We start from the raw sequence: 23,860 nt of genomic DNA, 5'->3' as shown, positions 1-23,860 counted from the left end.
AATAATTTGAAAAAATATTATTTTACACAAAATAAAAAGTTTATATGCACAAAAAGAATTGAAAATTCAGACAATATTAAAGAGGAGAATGTGGTATGATAAGACTAATAGAATATGACTTTTCAACGTGATAAAGTATAGACGAAAATAATCTCCTTGATGGAATCTGGTGATTTGAAATTCCTTATATCCGTTTGGAAATGTTATATTACAAAAGAAGAGGAGGAAACAAAGATGTTAAACAAAATTCTTGATGAATTAAAGCTGAATGCACTTGTGATCACAGACCCTTATAACATGCGTCATGTAAGCGGGTTCAGAGGTGGCGAAGGTGCTTTATATATTTCTGCCGTACAGAAGGTACTGATCACAGATTCCCGTTATACCGAGCAGGCTGGTAAAGAGAGTGATTTTACTGTTATTGAAGAATGCCGTGCACACAGTCGCCAGACCATTTTAAAAGAGTGTATGGAGAAAGAGAATGTGAACGGTGATTTCCATATGGGATATGAAGATCAGTCTATGCTTTGCTGTGATTTTGACAAGCTGAAAAAAGAACTACCGGTTCAGACATGGACACCTCTTGGCAGCAGAATTGATGATCTTCGCCAGATCAAAACGGAGGAGGAACTGGAATGTCTTGCCAGAGCCGAGGAAATCGGTGACAAAGCATTTGCAGGGCTTCTGAAAATCGTGAAACCGGGAATGACAGAGCTTGAAGTTGCAGCAGAACTGGAATACCTGATGAAAAAAGAAGGGGCAGAAGATTTAAGCTTTAATACAATCATTGCTTCTGGCCTGAACTCTTCTATGCCACATGCAATTCCGGGATATAAGAAACTGGAAGAGGGAGATTTCGTTACCTGTGATTTCGGCTGCAAATATAAGGGATACTGCTCTGATATGACACGTACCTTTGTACTTGGAAAAGCAAGCGACAAGCAGAAGGAAATTTACAATGTGGTATTAAAGGCGCAGCTGGCTGGTCTTGCCGCAGTAAAGGCAGGAGTTAGCGGAGCCAGCGTTGACAAGGTAGCAAGAGACATTATCACTGAGGCCGGATATGGTGAGTATTTCGGCCACGGACTCGGCCACAGTGTAGGACTTTTTATCCATGAGAGCCCACGCCTGTCACCATCTGATGGCACTATTCTGAAAGCAAACATGATCGAGACTGTAGAGCCTGGTATTTATGTGCCTGGTTTTGGCGGTGTTCGTATTGAGGATATGGTAGTGGTAACTGAGGATGGCTGCCGTAATCTGGCACATTCTCCGAAAGAGCTGATCGAGGTTCCGGTGGAAAAATAGGAAGAACAGTTATTGCAAATGTCGGTTCTAACGAATGACTTTTGCAAAAAATATCAATATTGTTATTAAAAAGAGAGGAATAAGAAAATGCTGAAACAATTATCTATATTTGCTGAGAATATCAAAGGGAAAATGCAGCAGGTAACTGGAATACTTCTGGAAGAGGACATTAATATTCTGGGTTCTGTTACCAACGACAGTGCAGAATATGGAATCGTGCGTATGGTTGTTTCCAAACCTGAGCAGGCGTTGGAGGCTCTTACAAAGGCAGGCTTCATCTGCAAACTCAGTGATGTGCTTGGAATCGAGGTGAAAGATGAGGTTGGTAATCTGAATAACCTTCTTCTCAGCCTTCAGGAAAGTAATATTAACATTGATTATCTGTATCTGTCCTTTAACCGTGCTACAGGACTTCCGATCATGGTACTTCATGTACCGGATATCTGTGAGGTGGAAGCATGCCTGACAAGCAAAGGATTTAATTCTATTTCTGAAGTTCACTAAGAGAAGTAAGATGGTAGATAAAGAAGCATGATGTGACAACTGGATTCTTGCATAGAACTTTGAATAACTGGAAAAACTACCGTTATCAATCTTTAGGAGGTAAGGATATGTTACGGTATTTGCCTATTCGAAAGATTCACGCAAGACAAATTCTGGATTCCAGAGGCAATCCTACTGTGGAAGTAGAAGTGACAGTGGGCGAAGGCGTTATTGGAATCAATGGATATACAGGCCGTGCTGCAGTTCCCTCAGGTGCATCCACAGGGAAATTTGAAGCGCTGGAGCTAAGAGACGGTGACAAAGGAAATTATAAAGGTCTTAGTGTACAAAAGGCAGTGGATCATGTAAACACGAAAATTGCAGAAGCGGTTCTGGGAGAAAATGCACTGAATCAGACGTATATAGATTCTATTTTGATTCAGACTGACGGCACGGATAATAAGAGCAATCTTGGTGCAAATGCCACACTCGGTGCTTCCATGGCTGTGGCAAGAGCAGCTGCCATGGCGCTTCGTATCCCGCTTTATCAGTATATAGGCGGGTGTCATGCAAACAGGATGCCAGTTCCAATGATGAATATTCTGAATGGGGGACGGCATGCAGATAATACAGTAGATCTGCAGGAATTTATGATCATGCCGGTTGGTGCTTCCTGTTTTTCAGAAGGAATCCGTATGTGCGTGGAAATCTACCAGTCGCTGAAGATTATTCTAAAAAAGAAAAACTTATCTACAGCTGTAGGGGACGAGGGCGGTTTTGCTCCGGATCTGAGGGACTCCAGAGAAATATTGGAATTGATTGAAGAAGCTGTAAAACATGCAGGCTATGAACTGGGAAAAGACGTTGGGATTGCCATTGATGCTGCAGCAAGTGAACTTTACGACGGAGAAAAAAATGGCTATTATTTTCCTGGTGAAAGTAAGATGACGGGAGAAGAGGTTATCCGGGATTCTGGGGAAATGATCCGTTATTATGAAGATCTGCTAAATGATTTTCCCATTGTTTCTATTGAAGATGGACTTCAGGAGGATGACTGGGAAGGCTGGAAGGAAATGACAGAACGTCTTGGAAAAAGAGTACAGCTGGTTGGAGATGATCTTTTTGTGACGAATATTAAGCGCTTATCCTGTGGAATCAAACTGGGAACTGCGAATGCAATACTGATCAAAGTCAATCAGATCGGGACGCTTACAGAAGCTCTGGAAGCTGTGGAATTGGCGGCAAGAGCCGGATTCCGCTCGGTGATTTCCCACCGTTCGGGCGAAACAGAGGATTCCTTTATTGCTGATCTGGCTGTTGCAACAGGGGCAGGACAGATCAAAACCGGTGCACCATGCCGTTCAGACAGAAATTCCAAGTATAACCAGCTGTTGAGGATTCACGAGCAGCTTGGCAGTCTGTCTGTATACGAAAATCCTTTTGGTATAATGCTGATAAAAAATAGTTGAAATAAAAAGCCGTCTATGGTACAATAACCTCTAGTTGATTAGGAGGTGTAACCACGTGCAGATTTTAAGAACGATTTTAACAATTCTTTTTGTTATAGATTGTATTGCCCTTACCGTAGTCGTCCTTATGCAGGAAGGTAAGTCACAGGGTCTTGGCGCTATCGCCGGAGCTGCAGACACATACTGGGGTAAGAACAAGGGACGTTCCATGGAGGGCGGACTTGTTAAGGCAACTACAGTTATGGGAGTTTTGTTCTTTGTACTGGCAGTTGTATTGAACCTGAATTTCTAAGAATGAACTGGGAAACACTCTTGTTGATCTGATCGCAAGGGTGTTTTTTATGTAACAGGAAATTTTGATGGAATTTCTTAGTCATAAAAGGCACTTCGTGTTATGATGAGGAGTTTGGTCTTGCGTATAATTTGCACGTGTAATGTAATATAGATAGAGCAGCCTGTGCCCACAGGCATGAAAAAGGAGACAAGTTGAGTAAAGAAAGAGAATTAGATAAACGAAAGAAATTTATGATGGAGCTTCTGGGAGATCCGGTATACCAGCCTATGCGTTTCCGTGAGATTGCAGGTCTTCTGCGTCTTTCGAAGGATGAAAAGAAGGATCTGTACCGTGTGCTGGACGAGCTGGTAGCTGAGGGGAAAGCTGACCTGGATTCCAAGGGACGTTATTCCAAGGTAACAGGAAGAAAGCGTGGGAAAGAGAAGCTTCGTGGAAGAAGAGAAGCTGACAGTTCACAGAAACGCTCTGGCGGAAAAAAAGAAGGTAAGTCAGGAAAGCATTCTGAACGGAAATATGAAGAACGTTACGGCAAAGGAAAAGAGAAATATAACGATCGTAAACACGGCAGACGTTATGAGGAAGATGATCCGGAAATCCGTCTTGCCCGCCTGGAGAACGAATATCCGGATTGCCCATCCGTGGAAGGCATCTTTATCGGTCATCCCAAGGGCTTTGGTTTCGTAGAAATCGAGGGGGAAGACAACGACGTATTTATTCCGGAAGACTGCACCGGAACGGCTATGCATCAGGATAAAGTCCGTGTTATAATTACAAAAGAGCCACAGGAAGGCAGACGTCGTGAAGGAATCGTGGTGCAGATCCTGGAAAGAGGCATGACAGAAATCGTGGGAACTTACGAGAACAGCCGTGACTTTGGCTTCGTGATAAGTGACAATCCGAAGTTTTCCAAGGATGTATTTATCCCAAGAAAGGATTCCCAGGGAATCAAAGACGGAGATAAAGTTGTGGTGGAGATCACCAGTTACGGAAGCAAGAACCGTAATCCGGAAGGAAAAATTAAAGAGAACCTGGGAAGCTGCCGTGCCCCTGGAACAGACATTCTTGCTATTGTAAAAAGCTTTGGAATTCCAAGTGAATTTCCAGATAAGGTGATCCGTCAGGCAGACCGTGTGCCGGATCATGTTCTGGATGCGGACAGGGAAGGAAGATTGGATCTTCGTCATCTCCAGACGGTCACGATTGATGGTGAGGATGCCAAGGACCTGGACGATGCGGTTACACTTACAAAAGAAAACGGAATTTATCATCTTGGCGTTCACATAGCTGATGTAAGCAATTATGTACAGGGCGGCAGTGCCCTTGACCGTGAGGCTTTGAAGCGGGGAACCAGTGTTTATCTGGCAGACCGTGTAATTCCCATGCTTCCGGTGCGTCTTTCCAACGGAATCTGCTCCCTGAACCAGGGGCAGGATCGTCTTACCTTAAGCTGTCTTATGGATATTGATGAAAGAGGAAATATGATTTCCCACAAGATCGCAGAGACTGTGATCTGTGTAGACGAGCGGATGAATTATACAGATGTGAAGAATATTCTGGAGGATACAGATGAAGAGGCGAAGAGGCGCTATGAAAAGCTTGTGCCAATGTTTTTCCTGATGAAGGAGCTTTCAGAAATTCTTCGCGGGAACCGACATCACAGAGGATCTATTGACTTTGATTTTCCGGAGAGTAAGATTATCTTAAATGCTGCTGGAAGAGCTATTGACATTAAGCCCTATGAGGCAAATGTGGCTACCAGGATCATTGAGGATTTCATGCTTATGGCAAATGAGACTGTGGCAGAAGAATGCTGCAGGGACGATATGCCTTTCGTTTACCGCACCCATGAGACTCCGGATCCGGAGAAAGTGGAGAGTCTTCTCACCCTTCTTCATAATCAGGGAGTGCCGGTGCAGAAGCATGGACAGGAAATCACTCCTAAGGAAATCCAGACGATTCTGGAAAGTATCGAGGGACTTCCAAATGAGCCGCAGATCAGCCGCCTTACCCTTCGGACTATGAAGCAGGCGAAATATACTACAGAGTGCAGCGGCCATTTTGGACTGGCGGCGAAATATTACTGCCATTTTACCTCCCCGATCCGGCGTTATCCGGATCTCCAGATCCACAGGATCATTAAGGATAAGCTTCGTGGACGGCTGGAAAGAGAAGGGAAAACAGAGCATTATAAGGAAATCCTGGAAGATGTAGCCCGCCAGTCCAGTGTTTGCGAGCGCCGTGCAGATGAGGCTGAGAGAGAATCTGACAAGCTGAAAAAGGCAGAATATATGTCTTATCATATTGGAGAAGAGTTCGAGGGAATCATTTCCGGTGTGACCGGCTGGGGCTTTTATGTAGAGCTTCCCAATACGGTAGAGGGACTGGTTCATGTGAATACATTACGGGATGATTATTATACCTTTGACCAGGAGGCTTATGAGCTGAGAGGAGACGTGACCCATAAGGTGTTTGCACTGGGACAGAAGGTACGTGTGCGGGTAGCAGATGCGGATACCATGTTAAAAACGGTAGATTTTGTCCTGGCGGAAGAACAGGACTGGAGACAATCCATATAGGGAGGAGCTTATGGCAAAGAAACCAGGAATCAAACTGATTGCAAATAATAAAAAAGCATTTCATGACTATTTCATAGAGGATACCTACGAAGCGGGAATTGCCCTGGCAGGAACAGAAGTAAAATCTCTGCGCATGGGAAAATGCAGCGTCAAAGAGTCTTTTGTGCGAATTCAGAATGGGGAAGTTTATATTTATGGAATGAACATCAGCCCCTATGAGAAAGGAAATATTTTTAACAAGGATCCCCTGCGTATCCGTAAGCTTCTTCTTCACCGCAGCGAGATCAATAAAATGGAAGCCAAGCTGAAGGAAAAAGGACTTACCCTTGTGCCTATCAAGGTTTATTTCAAGGACAGTCTTGTGAAGGTGGAGATTGGTATGGCGAGAGGTAAAAAGCTGTATGATAAACGCCAGGATATTGCCAAGAAAGACCAGAGAAGAGAAGCAGAGCGTGATTTCAAGGTGAAGAATCTGTATTAAAACTGTTATTATTCACAGGTTACATTCCGCGAGGTATTTTTTGTGTCCAAAATTCACAGAAAACCCGAGACTTGCGGCGTGAAATCGGATATTATGAAAGCTGTGAATGGCAACAGGGCGGCAATCATATTTCAAAAACATTGCAAGAACATTGCAAAAACAGTGAGAGAGGCCAGCTATGGAAGAGAATACAAAAGAAAAACGTGTTATGAAAACTGTGGAGGATTCCAAAACAGAGCAGGTACATTTGATCATGCATCAGCACTTGAATGCCGGAGGCAGACTCTTTGGCGGAATGCTGATGCAGTGGGTAGATGAAGTATCAGGTGTAGTTGCCATGCGTCATTGCGGGACTTACCGGGTAACAACTGCAGCAGTTGATAATCTGCAGTTTAAGGAGCCTGTTTACGAAGGAGAGATCCTTGTAATGATCGGTTATGTGACCTATGTGGGAAACACTTCTATGGAAGTGGAAATTGATTCTTACGTGGAGCGCGCAGATGGAATGCGCTACCTGGTGAACCGTGCTTTCTCCGTGATGGTGGCTGTAAATGAGAAAGAGCGTCCTACACAGATTCCTGGACTGATCATCCGGACAGAGGCTGAAAAAGGGCGCCACGAGGCTGCTGTGCTTCGCAGGGAAATGCGCAAGGAGCGAAGAGAGGCAGGTTTTTAGCTCGTGTCAAAAAGACCTTTTGAAACGAACATCATTTATATGAGTCAGAGGCAGAAAACTGCCCCTGGCTTTTTTTTACGCTATAGGAAATTCCGCTGGAATCTCCTATTACATAATTTCTGCGGGTATGATTGCATTATTGTTGCACAAGTTTAGACAAATATTCCCATAAGCAACCATTCCGAAGGGTAAGAAAAAATCCTATAATGAAGATAAGAATTGGAGAAGTGAGTTATTTTTTGAAAAAACAGGAGGGGTTTTTTATGCAATATGGACATTTTGACAATGGTAAAAGGGAATATGTGATCGACCGCGTAGACCTTCCCACTTCATGGACCAACTACATTGGTGTGAAAGATATGTGCGCAGTCCTGAATCATACGGCAGGCGGCTATATTTTTTATAAATCGCCGGAATATCACAGAATCACAAGATTTCGCCCAAACGGTGTACCTATGGACAGACCGGGACATTATGTGTATCTGAGGGATGATGAAAGCGGGGATTACTGGAGTGTGTCCTGGCAGCCTGTTGGAAAGCCCCTTGACCAGGCGAAATACATCTGCCGCCACGGCATGTCCTATTCCGTTTATGAGTGCAGCTATAATGGTATTTACGCCACACAAAAAATGTCCGTCGCAATGGATGATCCGGTAGAAATCTGGGATGTAAAGATCAAAAACAACAGTGATAAAACACGTAAAATCAGTGTTTTTTCTTACCTGGAATTCTCTTTTCATCAGATTGCCATGGATAATCAGAATTTCCAGATGAGTATGTATGCTTCTGGTTCTTCCTATGAGGATGGAATTATTGAATGTGATCTTTTCTATGAGGAGTTTGGCTATCAGTTTTTCACAGCTGATTTTACACCGGAGAGTTTTGATTGCCTGAGGGATAAATTTATTGGAAATTACCGTACAGAAGACAATCCTATCGGTGTTGAGCGTGGCAGATTAAGCGGCAGCAGTGAGCTTGGCAACAATCACTGTGGTGCTCTCCACAAAAAGCTAAAGCTGGCACCAGGAGAAGAAGTGCGGGTGATTTTTCTTCTTGGAGAGGGTGACAGAGAGAACGGAAAGAAGCTTCGTGCCAAATATGAAAATGGACCTGCAGTAGATCATGTCTATGAACAGCTGAAGGATTACTGGGAGAAAAAGATCAATAAATTACAGATCCATACTCCAGACGAAGGTATGAACACTCTGATCAATATATGGACTTTGTACCAGGCAGAGGTGAATATTATGTTTTCCAGATTTGCTTCCTTTATTGAAGTGGGAGGGCGCACTGGTCTTGGCTATCGTGACACTTCACAGGACTCCATGACTGTTCCGCATTCTAACCCGGAAAAATGCCGTCAGAGGATCGTAGAACTTCTTCGTGGTCTGGTAAAAGAGGGGTATGGACTTCACCTTTTTCAGCCGGAATGGTTTGATCCGGAAGAGAAAGGCAAAAAGCCTTTTAAATCACCAACAGTTGTACCTACGCCAAAGCTTACCGACATGATTCACGGAATTGAGGACACCTGTTCAGATGATGCCCTCTGGCTGGTGGCATCCATCAATGAATATGTAAAAGAAAGCGGCGAATTTTCTTTCCTGGATGAAATTTATACCTATGCCGACGGCGGTGAGGGCAGTGTATATGAGCATATGAAACGGATCTTGGATTTTTCCTGCAGACAGGTAGGAAAGGATGGAATCTGCAAGGGCCTTCGTGCAGACTGGAATGACTGCCTGAACCTGGGAGGCGGAGAGAGTGCGATGGTTTCTTTCCTCCACTACTGGGCAATCGGAAAATTTGTGGAACTGGCAAAATATAAAGGAGAGGAAGAGGATGTAAAGAAATATACAGAAATGGGAGAAAAGGTAAAAGCTGTCTGTGATGAAGTTCTTTGGGACGGTGACTGGTATATCCGTGGAATCACTGCAAACGGCCGCAAAATCGGAACTAAGAAGGATACAGAAGGAAAAATCCACCTGGAGTCTAACGCATGGGCAGTGCTTTCCAGTGCAGCACCTTATGACAAGGGAATAAAAGCCATGGATAGTGTTTATGACCAGCTTTTTACCCCATATGGAATTATGCTCAACGGTCCTGCTTATACAAAATCGGACGATGATATCGGATTTGTCACAAGAGTTTACCCGGGGCTAAAAGAGAATGCTTCTATTTTCAGTCATCCCAATCCCTGGGCATGGGCAGCTGAGTGTATGCTTGGAAGAGGCGACCGCGCTATGGAGTTTTACCATGCACTTTGTCCTTATTACCAGAACGACAAGATAGAGATCCGTGAGGCAGAGCCTTATTCCTACTGTCAGTTTGTTGTGGGAAAAGACCACACAGCATTCGGCCGTGCGAGACATCCGTTTATGACCGGAACTGGCGGCTGGGCATATTATTCTGCAACGCATTACATGTTAGGAGTACGTCCGGGAATGGATAGCCTGGAAATTGATCCCTGCATTCCAAAAGAATGGGATGGATTTACCCTGACGAGACAATGGAGAGGTGCCAGATATGATATTACAGTTGAAAATCCGGAGCATGTATCAAAAGGTGTGAGACAGATCTTCCTGGATGGAAAAGAGGTATCGGTGCTCCCGGTTCTTGAAAAAGGCAGTATTCATCAGGTTCGTGTGATAATGGGATAGTGAGAGAGGCATTATAAAGGAGTTAACGCTCCATAAGCAGAGCTAAGAAGGAGAAGACAAAATGATAAAATTTGGAACAGGCGGCTGGAGAGCTGTCATTGGAGATGAATTTACTAAGGCGAATATTCAGATCCTGGCAGAGGCAATCGCCAGGAAAATGCAGGATGAGGGGGTGGCAGACCAGGGGCTTTGTATCGGTTACGACCGTCGCTTTCTCTCGAAAGAATCTGTTATGTGGGCATGCGAGACGTTATCTGCAAACGGAATCCGCAGCTGGTTTGTGAATAAATCTTCACCAACGCCGCTGATCATGTATTACGTAATGGCACATGATCTTCCATATGGAATGATGGTGACAGCCAGTCACAACCCGGCTATCTATAATGGAATCAAAGTTTTTACAAGGGGCGGAAGAGATGCCAATCAGGAGCAGACACAGGAAATTGAACATTACATTGATATGGTGGAAAAGGATATAAAGGCCGGCAGACCAGTCCCTGTCATGGAATATGAAGAAGCGAAAAATGCAGGGCTGGTAGTGGAATTTAATCCTTTGAACGAATACATTGACAATATTATAGCAAGGATAAATATGCAGGCGATTCGCGATAAGGCACTTAGAGTGGCACTTGATCCTCTTTATGGTGTCAGTCAGACTTCCCTTAAAACGATTTTATCTATTGGAAGATGTGAGGTGGAGACCATCCATGAGCGCCACGACACCTTGTTTGGTGGGAAGCTCCCTGCACCAAATGCAGCCACGCTGCGCCCTTTGCAGAATTATGTCCTGGATCGTTACTGCGATATCGGAATTGCAACAGACGGTGATGCGGACAGAATCGGTGTAATCGACAATACGGGAAGATTTCTTCATCCAAACGATATTCTTGTACTTTTGTATTATTATCTGGTAAAATATAAAGGATGGTCAGGTCCGGTTGTCCGCAATGTGGCAACTACCCATATGCTTGACCGTGTGGCCGAAAGCTTTGGACAGAAGTGCTATGAGGTTCCTGTAGGCTTCAAGTATATTTCTGAAAAAATGCAGGAGACAGATGCCATCATTGGAGGTGAGTCCTCCGGCGGTCTTACCGTGAAAGGCCATATCAACGGCAAGGATGGTATTTATGCAGCTTCCCTGCTGGTTGAGATGATTGCGGTTACCGGCAAAAAGCTTTCTGAAATCGCAAAAGAGATTGAAGCTGAATATGGAGAAATCCATATGGTAGAAAGAGATTACAGATTCACGACGCAGCGCAAAGAGCAGATCCATAAGGCTTTAATGATTGACAAATTACTGCCAAAGCTGCCTTATGCCATCCATAAGGTATCATATCTGGATGGCTGCAAGGTATATTTCCAGAATGGCGGCTGGATCATTGCACGTTTTTCCGGAACAGAACCTTTACTGCGTATATTCTGCGAAATGGATGAGGAGCTTAGTGCCATGGAACTGGTTGATATTTTTGAGGAGTTTCTGGAATTAAAATAATGAAAAATAAAAAGAAGATACGCTCTCTGAAGTGGAAATTTGCAAAAATCATGCTGTTATGCTGGGTTCTTCCGTTTCTGGTGATCATTGGGATCATTGGCTCCTATATGCTGATCACCCAGCGGGAGAATCAGATGGAACGTCTTAGTGTACAGGCCGGGCTCAATGCCCGGACCTGTGCGGAAAGACTGAACGGAGCTATTGCAGATTCACGGCAGGCTACTTATGACGGTACTTTATTTGAACAGTACAGGCAGTATAGACGGCAAGGCGCAGACGGAGAGCGCATTTTTTCCAATGGGGTACAGAATTATCTGAATTCGCAGTACTCTCACAAAAAAATAATATTTTTACTGTATTAATGCTAAAAGAAGATCCACTGAATAAACATTATACAAGCTATAACTTTGGAACCGGCGGAAGTTATGGCATGATCCAGCATTTTTTTGACCAGGACAGGGATAAGGTTCTGAAACTGGCAGAAGATCTGGACACAGCAGTGGGCTTCTTAAAAACAGACAACGGTTTTTACATTGTCCGGAATATGATGAACCGAAGCTTTACCTCCTGGGGCATTCTGGTAAGCAGGGTAAATGTGGATTACTGCTTTGAACCTGTGAAGACTGCCTGGGAGGATTTTGGCGTTGTGCTTACCATATCCGGAATACCGGTAGTGAGAGATTTAAAAAATACAAATGAAGATGCCGCAGCAGAAGAGCTGGCAGAGAAACAGGTGCTGAAAAATGCTTCCGCCTACGAAATGGAGAAAGGTGAGGTTTACATATTCAGCAACCAGCGGGAAAACGACTATGATATCAATCTGGTGCTGTATGCAAAGGAGCTGCTGCTGTTCCGTTTCCTGTATGGATATTTCTATGTGATCTTTGCTATGGGATTTGCACTGATCCCTATGATGATCATGTTCATGAGGCTTTCCGGCAAAGAAATGTCGAAGCCGGTGGAGAAACTGATGAACTGTGCTGAGGAGATTGAGAAGGGAAATCTGGGATACCAGGTGGATACACCTATGGAGAATCTGGAATTTGAATATCTGAGAAATTCCATTAACCAGATGTCCGGTCAGTTAAAGTATCAGTTTGACCATATTTATGAGGAAGAACTGGCCCTCCGTGATGCCAGGATCATGGCTTTGCAGTCTCACATTAATCCTCACTTTATGAGTAATACCCTGGAAATCATTAACTGGGAGGCAAGGCTTGGGGGAAATGAGAAGGTTTCCAAGATGATCGGGGCATTGTCTACTTTAATGGATGCTGCTATGGACAGGAAGGGACTTCCAGAAGTGAAGCTTTCACAGGAGATGATCTATGTGAATGCCTACTTTTATATTATCGCAGAGAGGCTTGGAAAGAGGCTTACGGTGGAACGGCAGATTCCAGAGGAACTGATGGGAATGATGGTTCCCCGCCTGATCATGCAGCCTATTATTGAAAATGCAATTGAACATGGTATTATTCAAAGAGGAGGCGGAACAGTTCTTCTACGGGCTCACAGGGATGAGAAGTATCTGTATATTGAGATCGTTAATGACGGAAGCTTCGGAAAAGAAAATGAGGAGAAGGTAAAGCGCCTTCTTGCACCGGATTATGATGCCAGAAAAGAATCCTCAGGAAACCTTGGAATCGCCAATGTAAACCAGAGGCTCAGGATCTTGTATGGGGAGAACTGCGGACTTACCATAAAAAGCTACAATGATGAGCAGACCATATCTATATTGACGATTCTTGTTAACAGTTGATTAAAAACATTGTACACAAATGACAATAAAATGCAAGAAATAGCAGAACCAGTTATTCAAAATACCGAACCCGGGATGTATGATATAGCTACAAGTTGAGAGACGAACCAAAACAAAATAAATAAAAACAGGAGGGTTTTTGGTATGAAGAAAAAAGTGTTAAGCGCAGTATTGTGTGGAGTTATGGCGGCATCTGTTTTCCCGGTAACAGCAATGGCTGACGGCGGCGTTACTCTAAATGTCACGGCACTACCTTAGCAAAATTCTGAAAAACCTTGATTTTACAGTATATTTTTGAACCAGTAGGGATGTTTTACTAAGTTTTTACTAAAGAGGAATCCCTAGCACGAATTTAGAAAAGTAACATATAGTATGACCTTATTAATTGGTAGAACAATTGGTAAGGTCCTTTTTTATTTCAAGGAGGTTCAAAATGAAAAGTACAGCGTTAGGAGCAGAAAACATTATTTTTATCAGTGATGCACATGAAAAATTCTACTATGAAAAATTACAAGAAGTACGGTATCAGGATGTGTACCATAAGGCATTGTGTTATTGTCTGGGTATTAATGGAGATACCAGAAAAAATGCTGACAGAATTTATAATTTTAAAACGGGGTCTGTTAAAACGAAATGTTTACATGAAGGATGGCAGACAAGCGGTAGCTTAAAAGTGGTAAGGATGGCATTTAATCTGTACTGTAACAGCACGCCAAGCGTTTGGGATTATGAAGATGCAGAGGAACAGGTAAACGAGTGCAGACAGTATACAGTAGAGGATATCTTCTGCTGTGTATATGCACCATATTTTTGGCAGGCAATACAGATCCGTTATCCGGAATATGTAGTGTACAATCAAAAGTTACATGCCATGCTTGGAGGAATAGATTAATGCTGAAAGTGAGACTGATGGGAACAAAAAATGATATTGCATGGTTTCAGAAAATCCTGCAGCGTCATCCTAAAATTGAAGTTATGGAATTATCGGAACTTTATTCCAATAAAGGGACGAGCAAATATTATAGAGCTTATGCTGAAATTGAAAAAAGTAATGTAAATAAAAAATAGTAGAAATACAGGAGAATTATATCATGTGCAAAATAATCGCAATCGCAAATCAAAAAGGTGGAGTAGCAAAGACTACAACAACTATTAATCTTGGAGTAGGACTGTCTAAGGTTGGAAAACGTGTAATGCTGATAGATGCTGATCCACAGGGACATTTGACAATGGGACTTGGTTTTCCAAAGAACTTAAGGGTAACATTGAAAACAATGATGGAAAATATCATTATGGGATTAGAATTTGATCCCAGGGAAGCAATTTTACACCATGAGGAAGGAATAGATGTAATTCCATCTAATAAACTTCTTTCGGGAATGGACATGTCATTATTTACGGTAGAGGACAGAGAAAAAGTCTTAAAAGAATATCTGGAACTTTTGGAAAATGATTATGACTATATCCTGATTGATTGTATGCCCTCGTTGGGAATGATGACAATTAATGCGTTAAGTGCAGCTGATAGCGTTTTGATTCCGGTGCAGCCTCAATACTATGCGGCAGATGGTCTCATGGAATTACTGAAAGTTGTGAAAGGCATTCATCAGAGATTTAATCCTGATTTACAGATTGAAGGGATTCTGTTTACAATGGACAGCAGTCATTATAATAATTCAAAGAGAAATAAGCAGGCAGTACGAGATGCTTATGGAGCAGAGATTATAATTTTTGATCAGACGATTCCAAGAACAGAAGCTCTTGCCGAAACTGCATCAGAAGGTGTCAGTATTTTTTCTTACGATGCAAAAGGAAAAGGTGCGTACAGTTATCAAGCACTTGTCCAGGAGGTGTTGAATCATGCGTAAACCTAAGAAAGAAATTCAGCTTACTTCTTATGATGAATTGCTTGGAATCAATGAAGCCGAACAGAATACTCTTAATCAGATTGTTGAAGTGCCATTAAATGAGTTACATCCTTTTAGAAATCATCCATTTCATGTAAATGATGATGAAAAAATGGCTGAAACAGTAGAAAGTATCAAGAATTATGGCATCTTAAATCCTGCATTGGTACGTCCTCGCGCAGAGGGAGGATATGAACTGATTGCTGGTCACAGGAGAAAACGTGGTTGCGAACTGGCTGGAAAAAGTAAAATGCCAGTACTCATACGGAACTATACCGATGATGAAGCCGTAATCGTTATGGTGGATTCTAATATACAGAGAGAAAGTTTGCTTCCAAGCGAAAAGGCATATGCTTATAAGATGAAGATGGATGCAGTAAAACATCAGGGCATAAAAGACGAAAACGCAGCTTCTGTTGACAGTGCAGATCTGGTTGGACAGGCTGCCGGTGACAGTGGAAGAACCGTTCAGCGTTACATACGCTTGACCTGTCTTATTCCGGAATTGCTGAAATTGTTGGATGAAGGAAAGATTAATTTTACAGTAGGTGTTTCATTAACCTATTTATCAGAACCGGAGCAGATTTGGGTGAAAGACTGCATAGTGTCTGGCGCAAGCTCTGTTACAGGTTCAATGGCAACAAAACTGAAGCAATACAGCGGTGAAGGTAAACTGACAGAATTAGCGGTACAGCTTATTCTGAATGAAAAGAAAACAGAGACAGGAAAAGTTACTTTAACTGAAAAGAAAATACGAAAGTATTTCCCAAAGGAATATAACAGAGAACAGATTGAACAGGTTATCTATGAACTGCTTGATAACTGGAAGAAAAGCCAATAACGAGGGAAGGAGAGAAAGCAAAATGGCAAAATCCGAAAGCACAAAAATAGAGTTTGGTTATTTTCACGATTATGAATCGGAACAGTTTGCTTTTTACCGTATTCCCAAAGTATTATTCACAGATGAATATTTCCGTAATCTGTCCAGCGATGCAAAGGTTCTTTATGGGCTGATGCTGGACAGAATGGCTTTGTCTATCAGAAATAATTGGGTGGACAATGAGGGGAAAGTTTATATCATATTTACATTGGAACAAGTGATGGAATATATGAACTGCGGAAAAGACAAAGGTGTGAAAATTCTTGCAGAATTAGATACTGATAAAGGAATTGGTTTGATTGAAAGAGTAAAGAGAGGATTGGGAAAACCAACAATTATTTATGTAAAGAGCTTTGTATATAGAAAAGAAAAAGTATTAGATTCAGCAGAGAATGATAACCGAAGTCAAGAAGTCGGAAAAGCCGAAGTCAAGAGTTCGGAAAAACCGAAGTCTGGAGTTCTGGAAAGTCGAAGTCAAGAGTTCGGAAAAACCGAAGTCTGGAAGTCGGAAAAACCGACCCTAATAATACTAATTATAATTATACTGATATTAGTAATACTGACAGAAGTAATACTGATCTTATCAATCTTTCAGATTCTTCCGAACAGCAGTCAATGGATTTGATGGAAGAGATGGAGTTATTCCAGATGAATACTGCACTTGTAAAAAGAAATATTGAATATGACTGTCTTGTACAACGATGCAGACTAGGGGAACAGCAACAGTTGGATGAAATTGTGGCACTAATTGTGGAAACAATCAGCATAGAACGGGAGAATATTACGATCAGTGGAGTGAAATACCCATATCAGTTCGTAAAAAGCAGATTATTGTTGCTGGAAGAAAGCCACATAGAGTATGTACTTGACTGTCTGCATGAGAATACCAGGGAAGTAAAGAACATAAAAGCGTATTTGCTTACCTGTCTTATGAATTCAATAACGACAATAGGCAATTATTACCAGGCAAAAGTAAATCATGATATGTACGGAGGTGGCATATGAGAGGAAAAGAAATTATAACAAAATTGATAATTCCTGGTGCAATAGCTATGATTATCTGCTTAATTGTTCACCCTATGTGCATGAATGGTGAAATATTAGACTGGAGAAAATTATTGCTTTTTGTGGGAATACCTTTCGGAATCCAGAAAATGTTTTTGTTGGTCGTTCCAAGAAATGTGGGGACAGGGGAAATTCTTGGTTTGGTGGTACTTAAACTGATGGTAGGAAGTTTGATTGGAATAGGGGTTCTTGCCTGGAGATTATTAGCTGTAGCAGGCATTTTGCTAAAAAACGGCATTTCTGGAATTATATGGATCATAAAAAGACTGAAAGAAATGGTGATCAAAAATGAGCGAAAAGCAACTGGAAAAATTGTATTATAGCATTTATCCAATGAATCAATGTGAGACACAAAGTAAAAGTTATGAAGAGACAAAGGAACTGTGTGAAACATTAGAAAAGGAAATGATAAGTCTAATGAGTCCGGATCTGCAGGCAATGTTTGAGGATTACAAGGAATATACTTTAAATCTTAAACAAACAGAACAGAGAGACGCTTACATAGATGGATTAGCGTTTGGGATTCGCACAATTTCGGAAGCCTTTTTACATGAGAACAAAAATAGAATATGGTGATTGAAAAAGCAGTCTGTCAAGGCTGCTTTTTCTGTACCGCTTACATAGGAGGATGAGATGTGATTGATTTGATAATTATTATTATGGCAGGAATAGTGCTTTTGTTTTTGCTGTCTTGTTGCTTTATGGTTGCAAGGCTATTGGATGAGGAAATATCTATGTATGGATATGAAGGAAAAGAAAACTGGGAAAGGGAACAACTTCCCGACAAATTGTCGAGAAGTTCAACAGATGAAAGACATGGAGATAAATGAAAAGATTCGTTATTTTCGGAAACAGAGAGGGCTATCGCAGGAGCTGCTTGCAGAACGAACAGGAATTAATGTGAATACAATTCGGAAGTATGAAATAGGCATACGAAAGCCGAAAGTAGAACAATTAAAGAAAATTGCGGATGGACTTGAAATTAGTGTAATAGAATTTTTGGATATTGAAATAGAAAATGAAGCGGACTTAATTGCTATGCTGAAAAAAATTAGTCCGTTTTTTAAGTGGGACGGATTGCTTCATGTATTGGAGGGGGAAAAGTTTTTATGATTGGTGTAGGAAGTGCATTGATATCACTGTTTCTGGTTTTGGTTTGTTATTCATTAACACTGACAGCGAAAAGAGCAGATGAAAACTTATTGATGATCTGTGAACAGAATCAGAAAATTGAAGAAGAGAAAGGAAAGCAAGAAATGGAATCAAAGAGAGACATTTTGAGAGTGATTGAAAAAGAAATCAAAAAAGGAAGTGCGCCAGTTGCATTTGCGGGTTTGGGGTTTTCCGAGGAATGTTATCATTTGGTAGATAGTCAGGCTAAGATGAACCAACTTTTAGATTATTTTTTTCGCAATGAAGAATACGCAGCTTTGACAGATCGGCAGGTGAAAAGTAATATCTATGCAGAAATGGGCAAAAGGCTGAATTTCCGTAGTGCCAGATCTGATCGAGACAGAAAGAATATGGAGGTAGCGGCGAAACGATGGATTAAGAAAAAGCATCCAACATTTGATGGTGATGTATATGTCGAAAATATCCGGTGTTTTCTGGATATTTCCCAAGAAGAGTTAGAAAAACGTAAATGTACTGTTAATGAACAGGATATCGCAGCACTTATTTTCAGTCAGAAACATTTGGAAGCATTATATCTGCAATGCCTTATGCACAGACGAAATGCGATGCAAGAGGTCCCGGAATTGAAAGGTTTGTCAGAAACGTGCAACAGGATTTATAAATTGCAGGATGTAGATGTATTATTTCAGTGTTTACTGATGGATCAGATGGATTGGGAAGAAGGAAAGTTGTATGTGCAATTCAGTACTGTATATTTATTACTGAGTTTAAGAAATAAATGACAGAATAAGTATGATTGGTTATAATAAAATAAATTGAACAAATAAGTAGAGGGAGGGTCTGATGAATAAAGAAGATCATTTTATAGATACAGATAAATTGGGTGATGTGTTACTTGAGTTTTCAAAAAAAATAAGTCGTTTCTCACAAAATATACCAGATACTTTATTTGGAAGTTTGACAGAATTTTTAAAAAATATACCAGATGATGTTAAGAATACGCAACTTTTTGCAAACGTTCAAAAACTAAGTAATTATGATTTGAATTATGAAGATGTCTGGTGGTTGGTAGACAGTTATGGGCTTATTGATAAAGAAGATGCGGAAGAAGAACTTATGGAGTATTATGAGCAAGAAAATAAATTACATTGTTATATAAAAAGTATTATAAGCAATCCGTCCATAAGTGAACGTGAAAAATTAGTAATATTGTTATCACATATAGAACCGTTAATATATAATACTTTAAATTACACGAAACAGCCTTATTCAAAAGTGAAACAAATAGTAAAACGAATGTCTATAGATGAAAATGAGGGAATGTCTTCTGAGAGTGTGGGAAAACTTTACGTTATGGGAATTACATATGTAGTGTTTGCAAATACTGACGCTTATACCAAGGAAATTGATAAAAGAATTCCGTTTAGAAATAATATTCTGCATAATGGAATTGTTGAATATGGAACGGATGATATACATAGTGCATATGAGTTGTTAGTTGAGTTCATTTCAATGCTGGTATTCATAAAAAAACAGCTTATTAATGAAAAAACGAAATAGAGAATTTGTAGCCGGTTGGTCCATTTTATTAGAAATTGGAATCAGCCGGCTTTTTATATTTTAAAGAGTACTTCTCGACAATTTGTCGGGAAGTGGAAAGGAGCCAAATTCCAATGAAAATATATCTCCCCCATCTGTTAGTGCCACCGTAATTTGCTGATCAGAATCGAAAGGAGGCGTGCAAATTGCAGGAAGAAGTTACACAGAAAACAATCGCATTGTCGGTTAAAACTGCAAGAGTGACTGCCGACGTGTTAAAAAATATGTTGCGGAAGTATCTGTCAGGACAGAAGCAAAAGGGAAAGAATCCTTATAAGGTTGGAAAACAGTCATACAAAGAATTGAAAAGCCAGGGTTCTGGTTTATCCAATATTGAAATCACAGATGGAAATATCAAGTCCTTTGAGCGTGTGGCGAAAAAATACCGTTTAGATTTTGCCTTGAAAAAAGACAGTTCGACCAAGCCACCGACCTACTATGTGTTCTTTAAAGGGCAGGATACAGAAATGATGAATCTGGCATTTAAGAAATATTTGTGTGTCCAGATGAACAAAAAGGATAAGCCATCTATTATGGAAAAACTTATGCACTTTAAGGATGCTGTGTCTAAAGGAAAGAACAGAGAACGAGCAAGAGAACAGCAGAAAGACAGAGGGCAGAGTTTATGACGGAGAAAAAACAGCAGCATAAGAAGAAAAGAGGAAAAGTTCAGCATATCAGAGGCTCTCCGAAAAAGAGAAAAATATCTGGAAAAGCTGTTTTTTCCTCAGAGAGTATCCCAGGAAAAATGCTTGCAGATGTGAAAAATCTGATTACGGACAAGGTAAGTGAATTGAAGAGGGCAGATCAGAAAAAGCTGTTTTTAGCTAATTTCCCCTATCTGATGTTTGCCTATTTTTTCAATAAGATTGCCTGGTTGTATCGGGTAAACACCGGAGCAACTTCCTGGGATAAATTTATGAATACCATTACTTATTTTGAACTGGCATTTCAGAATCTCTGGCCAAGTTTGAATCATATAGATTTGTTGTGTGGAATCGCAGGCGGCGTGGCTGTAAAGCTTATTATTATTTACCGCACGAAAAATGCCAGGAAATATCGGCTGGGTGTGGAGTATGGTTCTGCCAGATGGGGAACAGAAAAAGATATACGACCATATGCTGATCCTGAATTTGAAAATAATATTATTCTCACAGAAACAGAGAGTCTTACTATGTCAAGCAGACCAAAGAATCCGAAATACGCCAGGAATAAAAACATTCTGGTAATTGGTGGTTCCGGTTCTGGAAAAACCAGATTTTTTGTAAAGCCTAACATTATGCAGATGCACAGCTCTTATGTGATTACTGATCCGAAGGGTTACATTTTAAGAATACAGAGAAAATATGTCATTAAAAAATGAAGTGTTTTCTGTGTGTTCTTATTTTTAGCATTATGAAAGGAGCTGAGAAAATGGCTAAAGATAATAGAATAACAGCACTTTATGAGCGTCTGTCTCGTGATGATGAGATTCAAGGAGAATCGAACTCCATAACAAATCAGAAGCAGTACCTTGAAGATTATGCGGTACAAAATGGTTTCGAGAATATCCGACATTTCAGTGATGATGGATATTCAGGAACGAACTTCAACAGACCGGCATTCAATTCTTTGCTGACAGAGATTGAAGCCGGCAGAGTGGGAACAGTGATCGTCAAAGATATGTCCCGATTTGGCAGAAACTATCTGCAAGTAGGTTTCTATACGGAAATGATGTTTCCAAAGAAAGGTGTCCGTTTTATTGCAGTAAATAACGGAGTTGACAGTGCCAATCCGGCAGATAATGATTTTACACCATTTCTGAATATCATGAATGAGTGGTATGCAAAAGATACCAGTAAGAAAATCAAGGCAGTGTTCAAGGCAAAAATGCGAGACGGAAAACGTGTCAGCGGTGCTGTGCCTTATGGATATTACAGAAAGCCTGAGGATAAGCAGACTTTGTATGTTGATGAAGTATCCGCTTCGGTTGTCAGACGCATTTTTCAGCTTGCTTGCGAGGGAATGGGAGCAACCGCAATAGCAGATACCTTGTCAGCGGATAAAGTGCTTATTCCGTCAGCTTATGCGAGACAGAACCATCCTGAGGATTGCCAGTGTACGAGATACCATGATGCTTATACATGGAATGCAACAACAGTCGGCTATATTCTGAGCAGACGTGAGTATTTGGGGCATACCATTCTTGGAAAGACAGCAAAAGACAGTTTCAAGACGAAACGAAAAAGAGTTGTGAATGAGGACGAGCTGCTTATTTTCTATAATACTCATGAAGCTATCATAGATCAGGAAACTTATGATAAGGCACAGAAAATGAGGAAACGAGTTTCACCTAGACGAAACAATGAAAAGCCTACTAATAGGCTGTCAGGACTCCTTTATTGTGCGGATTGTGGAAGTAGACTGGCATATATCAATTCACAGTCGAAAGACGGAAAGACCTATGACAGTAATCAGGCATTCCGTTGTAGCCGGTATCACAATAAATATCATTCATGTACCGGTCATTATATTAAGGCAAGTACAGTAGAAATGCTGATTTATCAGGCAACTAAGCGAGTTTCACAATATGTTCTGAATGATGAAAAGGAATTTGTGGAACAGTTGAAGGCACAGTATGAAATACAGTGTGAAAAGGACAATACCAACGATAAAAAGGAGCTATTGGAAGCTAAGCGTCGCATGATGGATTTAGATGATCTGATAAAGGGATTGTATGAAAATTTCACTTTAGGACGATTGCCGGAGAGACAGTTTAACCGTCTTATGACAGAATATGACACCGAACAAAGCAACCTAGAGCAGAGAATTTCGGAGCTTGAAACTGCGACAGAGCGTATATCCACTAAAACAGTGCAGATTGACAGATTTGTGCGACTGGTTAAGAAGTACAAAGATTTTGACGAACTGACAACACCTATGCTTAATGATTTCATTGAAAAAGTTGTTATTCATGAAGCAGAGGGTGGCAGAACAAAAGACCGTACTCAGCAAGTGGATATTTACTTCAATTTCATTGGAAATTTTGTTCTCCCACTCAGTGAGGACGAAGTGGAAGCCATGCAGTCAGAGGAAGCACGCAGAGCGGAAGAGATTGCAGAAAGAAAGAGAAATTCTTCTAAGAAATCTACGCAGAAAAGAAATCAGAAGCGTGCAGAGATCAAGGCAAAAGCAGAAGCCGGAGATCCTGAAGCTATGGCAGAATATGAAGCAATTCTTGAAAAGGGTAGGCAGAACAATCGTAAGCAAGCAGAAAGAATGCGTAAATTGAGAATGGCTGACCCTGAATATCGGGCGAAGATGGAAGAGAAAGAACGCTTGACTTTGGAAAGGGAAAAGAAGCGTCAGGAGCGTGCTACAAGGAAGAAAAAGGTTGCTTTGGCAGAATTAAAGGAACAGGCAGAAAAAGGCAATCAGGAAGCCGTCAGAGAGCTTGAGGAGCGTAGAGCTATTGCAAGGGAACGTTCAAGGAAATCAGCAGAAAAGCGTAAGCAGAGAGCAGAAAATGACCCTGAATATGCGAAATATTTAGAAGAGAAAAATGCGGAACATAACAGACGGCATACCGCAAGGAGAAAGGAGCAGTTAGATGCTTTGAAGGCTAGGGCAGAAGCCGGAGATCAGGAAGCACAGAGCCAGCTAGCAGAGCATAAACAGTATCAGGTTAGAGCTACAGTGAAGAGTTACCGAAAAATGCGTGACGATGCATTAAACGGAGATCCTATTGCAAAAGAGAGATATGAAAAGACCTTGGCTAAGAGACGTGAAGCGTATCATACAAAGAAAAGTGAACAGACAGCCTAAGAGTAAGCATAATATCACAATATAATAGTTGCAGAATTGATGAGAATAAGCGGGAGCGATGCAATTATTGTAATAGACAATGAAGTATGGTATTGTATAGATGGTTTACCAAATCGTTGTTTGGCGATTTGGTAAATCCCAATAAACTAATTTTATAGGGAACAGAAAATTGATTAGAAACCAATCGAAGTTGGTGTAAACGATAAAGCAGCTTACAATATTTGATAAACTGCCCTATCGTTTACATCAATTTCGATTTTTCTATAGTGAACAAA

General features: G+C 41.1%; 24 protein-coding genes and 1 pseudogene. All 25 read left to right on the top strand.

Annotated elements, in window-relative coordinates; genetic code table 11:
• Positions 1-234: 234 nt before the first annotated feature.
• The 25 genes and pseudogenes from ACTQWB_RS17945 to ACTQWB_RS17825 all read left to right on the top strand — a co-directional run bounded on the left by ACTQWB_RS17945 (position 235) and on the right by ACTQWB_RS17825 (position 23,585).
• The gene (locus tag ACTQWB_RS17945; protein ID WP_441502774.1) at positions 235-1,308 is read left to right on the top strand and encodes a M24 family metallopeptidase; all 1,074 of its coding nucleotides are present in this window, start codon (positions 235-237) and stop codon (positions 1,306-1,308) included.
• 87 nt (positions 1,309-1,395) lie between these two features.
• On the top strand, positions 1,396-1,812 hold the full coding sequence (locus tag ACTQWB_RS17940) for an amino acid-binding protein (RefSeq protein WP_441502773.1): 417 nt from the start codon (positions 1,396-1,398) through the stop codon (positions 1,810-1,812).
• Between the two features lie 107 nt (positions 1,813-1,919).
• A complete protein-coding gene (gene eno / locus ACTQWB_RS17935) occupies positions 1,920-3,260 on the top strand; it encodes a phosphopyruvate hydratase (RefSeq protein ID WP_441502772.1) in 1,341 nt (446 codons plus the stop codon).
• 55 nt (positions 3,261-3,315) lie between these two features.
• Positions 3,316-3,552 carry a preprotein translocase subunit SecG gene (secG, locus tag ACTQWB_RS17930; RefSeq protein WP_118578738.1) on the top strand — a complete coding sequence of 79 codons (237 nt, stop codon included), beginning with the start codon at positions 3,316-3,318 and terminating at the stop codon, positions 3,550-3,552.
• A 233-nt stretch (positions 3,553-3,785) separates the two neighbouring features.
• Positions 3,786-6,131 (top strand): ribonuclease R, encoded by a 2,346-nt coding sequence (gene rnr / locus ACTQWB_RS17925; protein WP_441502781.1) that lies wholly within the window; start codon positions 3,786-3,788, stop codon positions 6,129-6,131.
• Between the two features lie 10 nt (positions 6,132-6,141).
• On the top strand, positions 6,142-6,612 hold the full coding sequence (smpB, locus tag ACTQWB_RS17920; RefSeq protein ID WP_021926591.1) for an SsrA-binding protein SmpB: 471 nt from the start codon (positions 6,142-6,144) through the stop codon (positions 6,610-6,612).
• 178 nt (positions 6,613-6,790) lie between these two features.
• Complete coding sequence (locus ACTQWB_RS17915) at positions 6,791-7,288, top strand: acyl-CoA thioesterase (RefSeq protein ID WP_441502771.1); 498 nt, start codon at positions 6,791-6,793, stop codon at positions 7,286-7,288.
• Between the two features lie 263 nt (positions 7,289-7,551).
• Positions 7,552-9,945, top strand: coding sequence for a GH36-type glycosyl hydrolase domain-containing protein (locus ACTQWB_RS17910; RefSeq protein WP_441502770.1), 2,394 nt, complete (start codon positions 7,552-7,554; stop codon positions 9,943-9,945).
• Between the two features lie 61 nt (positions 9,946-10,006).
• The gene (locus ACTQWB_RS17905; protein ID WP_441502769.1) at positions 10,007-11,437 is read left to right on the top strand and encodes a phosphoglucomutase/phosphomannomutase family protein; all 1,431 of its coding nucleotides are present in this window, start codon (positions 10,007-10,009) and stop codon (positions 11,435-11,437) included.
• A complete protein-coding gene (locus ACTQWB_RS17900) occupies positions 11,437-11,799 on the top strand; it encodes a hypothetical protein (RefSeq protein WP_441502768.1) in 363 nt (120 codons plus the stop codon). The genes ACTQWB_RS17905 and ACTQWB_RS17900 overlap by 1 nt, the downstream gene beginning before the upstream one ends.
• A gap of 68 nt (positions 11,800-11,867) precedes the next feature.
• Complete coding sequence (locus ACTQWB_RS17895; protein ID WP_441502767.1) at positions 11,868-13,196, top strand: sensor histidine kinase; 1,329 nt, start codon at positions 11,868-11,870, stop codon at positions 13,194-13,196.
• A 433-nt stretch (positions 13,197-13,629) separates the two neighbouring features.
• Positions 13,630-14,088: a DUF6075 family protein gene (locus tag ACTQWB_RS17890; protein ID WP_005426619.1), complete on the top strand. Its 459-nt coding sequence runs from the start codon at positions 13,630-13,632 to the stop codon at positions 14,086-14,088.
• Positions 14,088-14,264, top strand: coding sequence for a hypothetical protein (locus ACTQWB_RS17885; protein WP_005426617.1), 177 nt, complete (start codon positions 14,088-14,090; stop codon positions 14,262-14,264). Before ACTQWB_RS17890 ends, ACTQWB_RS17885 begins: the two co-directional genes overlap by 1 nt.
• 23 nt (positions 14,265-14,287) lie before the next feature.
• Positions 14,288-15,064, top strand: a complete 777-nt coding sequence (locus tag ACTQWB_RS17880; RefSeq protein ID WP_005426615.1) for a ParA family protein — start codon at positions 14,288-14,290, stop codon at positions 15,062-15,064.
• Entirely contained in the window at positions 15,057-15,944 is an 888-nt protein-coding gene (locus ACTQWB_RS17875; protein WP_441502766.1) for a ParB/RepB/Spo0J family partition protein, read from the top strand. The genes ACTQWB_RS17880 and ACTQWB_RS17875 overlap by 8 nt, the downstream gene beginning before the upstream one ends.
• 22 nt (positions 15,945-15,966) lie before the next feature.
• Complete coding sequence (locus tag ACTQWB_RS17870) at positions 15,967-16,608, top strand: replication initiator protein A (protein ID WP_441502765.1); 642 nt, start codon at positions 15,967-15,969, stop codon at positions 16,606-16,608.
• On the top strand, positions 16,608-16,988 hold the full coding sequence (locus ACTQWB_RS17865) for a DUF6017 domain-containing protein (protein WP_373102698.1): 381 nt from the start codon (positions 16,608-16,610) through the stop codon (positions 16,986-16,988). The genes ACTQWB_RS17870 and ACTQWB_RS17865 overlap by 1 nt, the downstream gene beginning before the upstream one ends.
• Positions 16,985-17,371 carry a DUF6050 family protein gene (locus ACTQWB_RS17860; protein WP_441502764.1) on the top strand — a complete coding sequence of 129 codons (387 nt, stop codon included), beginning with the start codon at positions 16,985-16,987 and terminating at the stop codon, positions 17,369-17,371. The genes ACTQWB_RS17865 and ACTQWB_RS17860 overlap by 4 nt, the downstream gene beginning before the upstream one ends.
• Positions 17,337-17,624, top strand: a complete 288-nt coding sequence (locus tag ACTQWB_RS17855; RefSeq protein WP_015541255.1) for a DUF6809 family protein — start codon at positions 17,337-17,339, stop codon at positions 17,622-17,624. Before ACTQWB_RS17860 ends, ACTQWB_RS17855 begins: the two co-directional genes overlap by 35 nt.
• Before the next feature lie 162 nt (positions 17,625-17,786).
• Complete coding sequence (locus tag ACTQWB_RS17850; protein WP_021926218.1) at positions 17,787-18,161, top strand: helix-turn-helix domain-containing protein; 375 nt, start codon at positions 17,787-17,789, stop codon at positions 18,159-18,161.
• Positions 18,158-18,964, top strand: a complete 807-nt coding sequence (locus tag ACTQWB_RS17845) for a hypothetical protein (RefSeq protein ID WP_441060443.1) — start codon at positions 18,158-18,160, stop codon at positions 18,962-18,964. Before ACTQWB_RS17850 ends, ACTQWB_RS17845 begins: the two co-directional genes overlap by 4 nt.
• Positions 18,965-19,025: 61 nt before the next feature.
• Entirely contained in the window at positions 19,026-19,742 is a 717-nt protein-coding gene (locus ACTQWB_RS17840) for a hypothetical protein (RefSeq protein WP_015541258.1), read from the top strand.
• A gap of 185 nt (positions 19,743-19,927) precedes the next feature.
• A complete protein-coding gene (locus ACTQWB_RS17835) occupies positions 19,928-20,410 on the top strand; it encodes a PcfB family protein (RefSeq protein ID WP_441060445.1) in 483 nt (160 codons plus the stop codon).
• A 215-nt stretch (positions 20,411-20,625) separates the two neighbouring features.
• Positions 20,626-21,111: pseudogene (locus ACTQWB_RS17830) on the top strand (type IV secretory system conjugative DNA transfer family protein); the annotation flags it as partial.
• An 83-nt stretch (positions 21,112-21,194) separates the two neighbouring features.
• Complete coding sequence (locus ACTQWB_RS17825; protein WP_441502763.1) at positions 21,195-23,585, top strand: recombinase family protein; 2,391 nt, start codon at positions 21,195-21,197, stop codon at positions 23,583-23,585.
• Positions 23,586-23,860: the final 275 nt, after the last annotated feature.

The sequence above is a fragment of the Blautia sp. HCP3S3_H10_2 genome (assembly GCF_052122375.1).
In the GTDB taxonomy this organism is placed as follows: Bacteria; Bacillota; Clostridia; order Lachnospirales; family Lachnospiraceae; genus Blautia_A.
The sequence above is the reverse complement of the archived record's forward strand: the minus strand, read 5'-3'. Positions and strand labels throughout refer to the sequence as shown.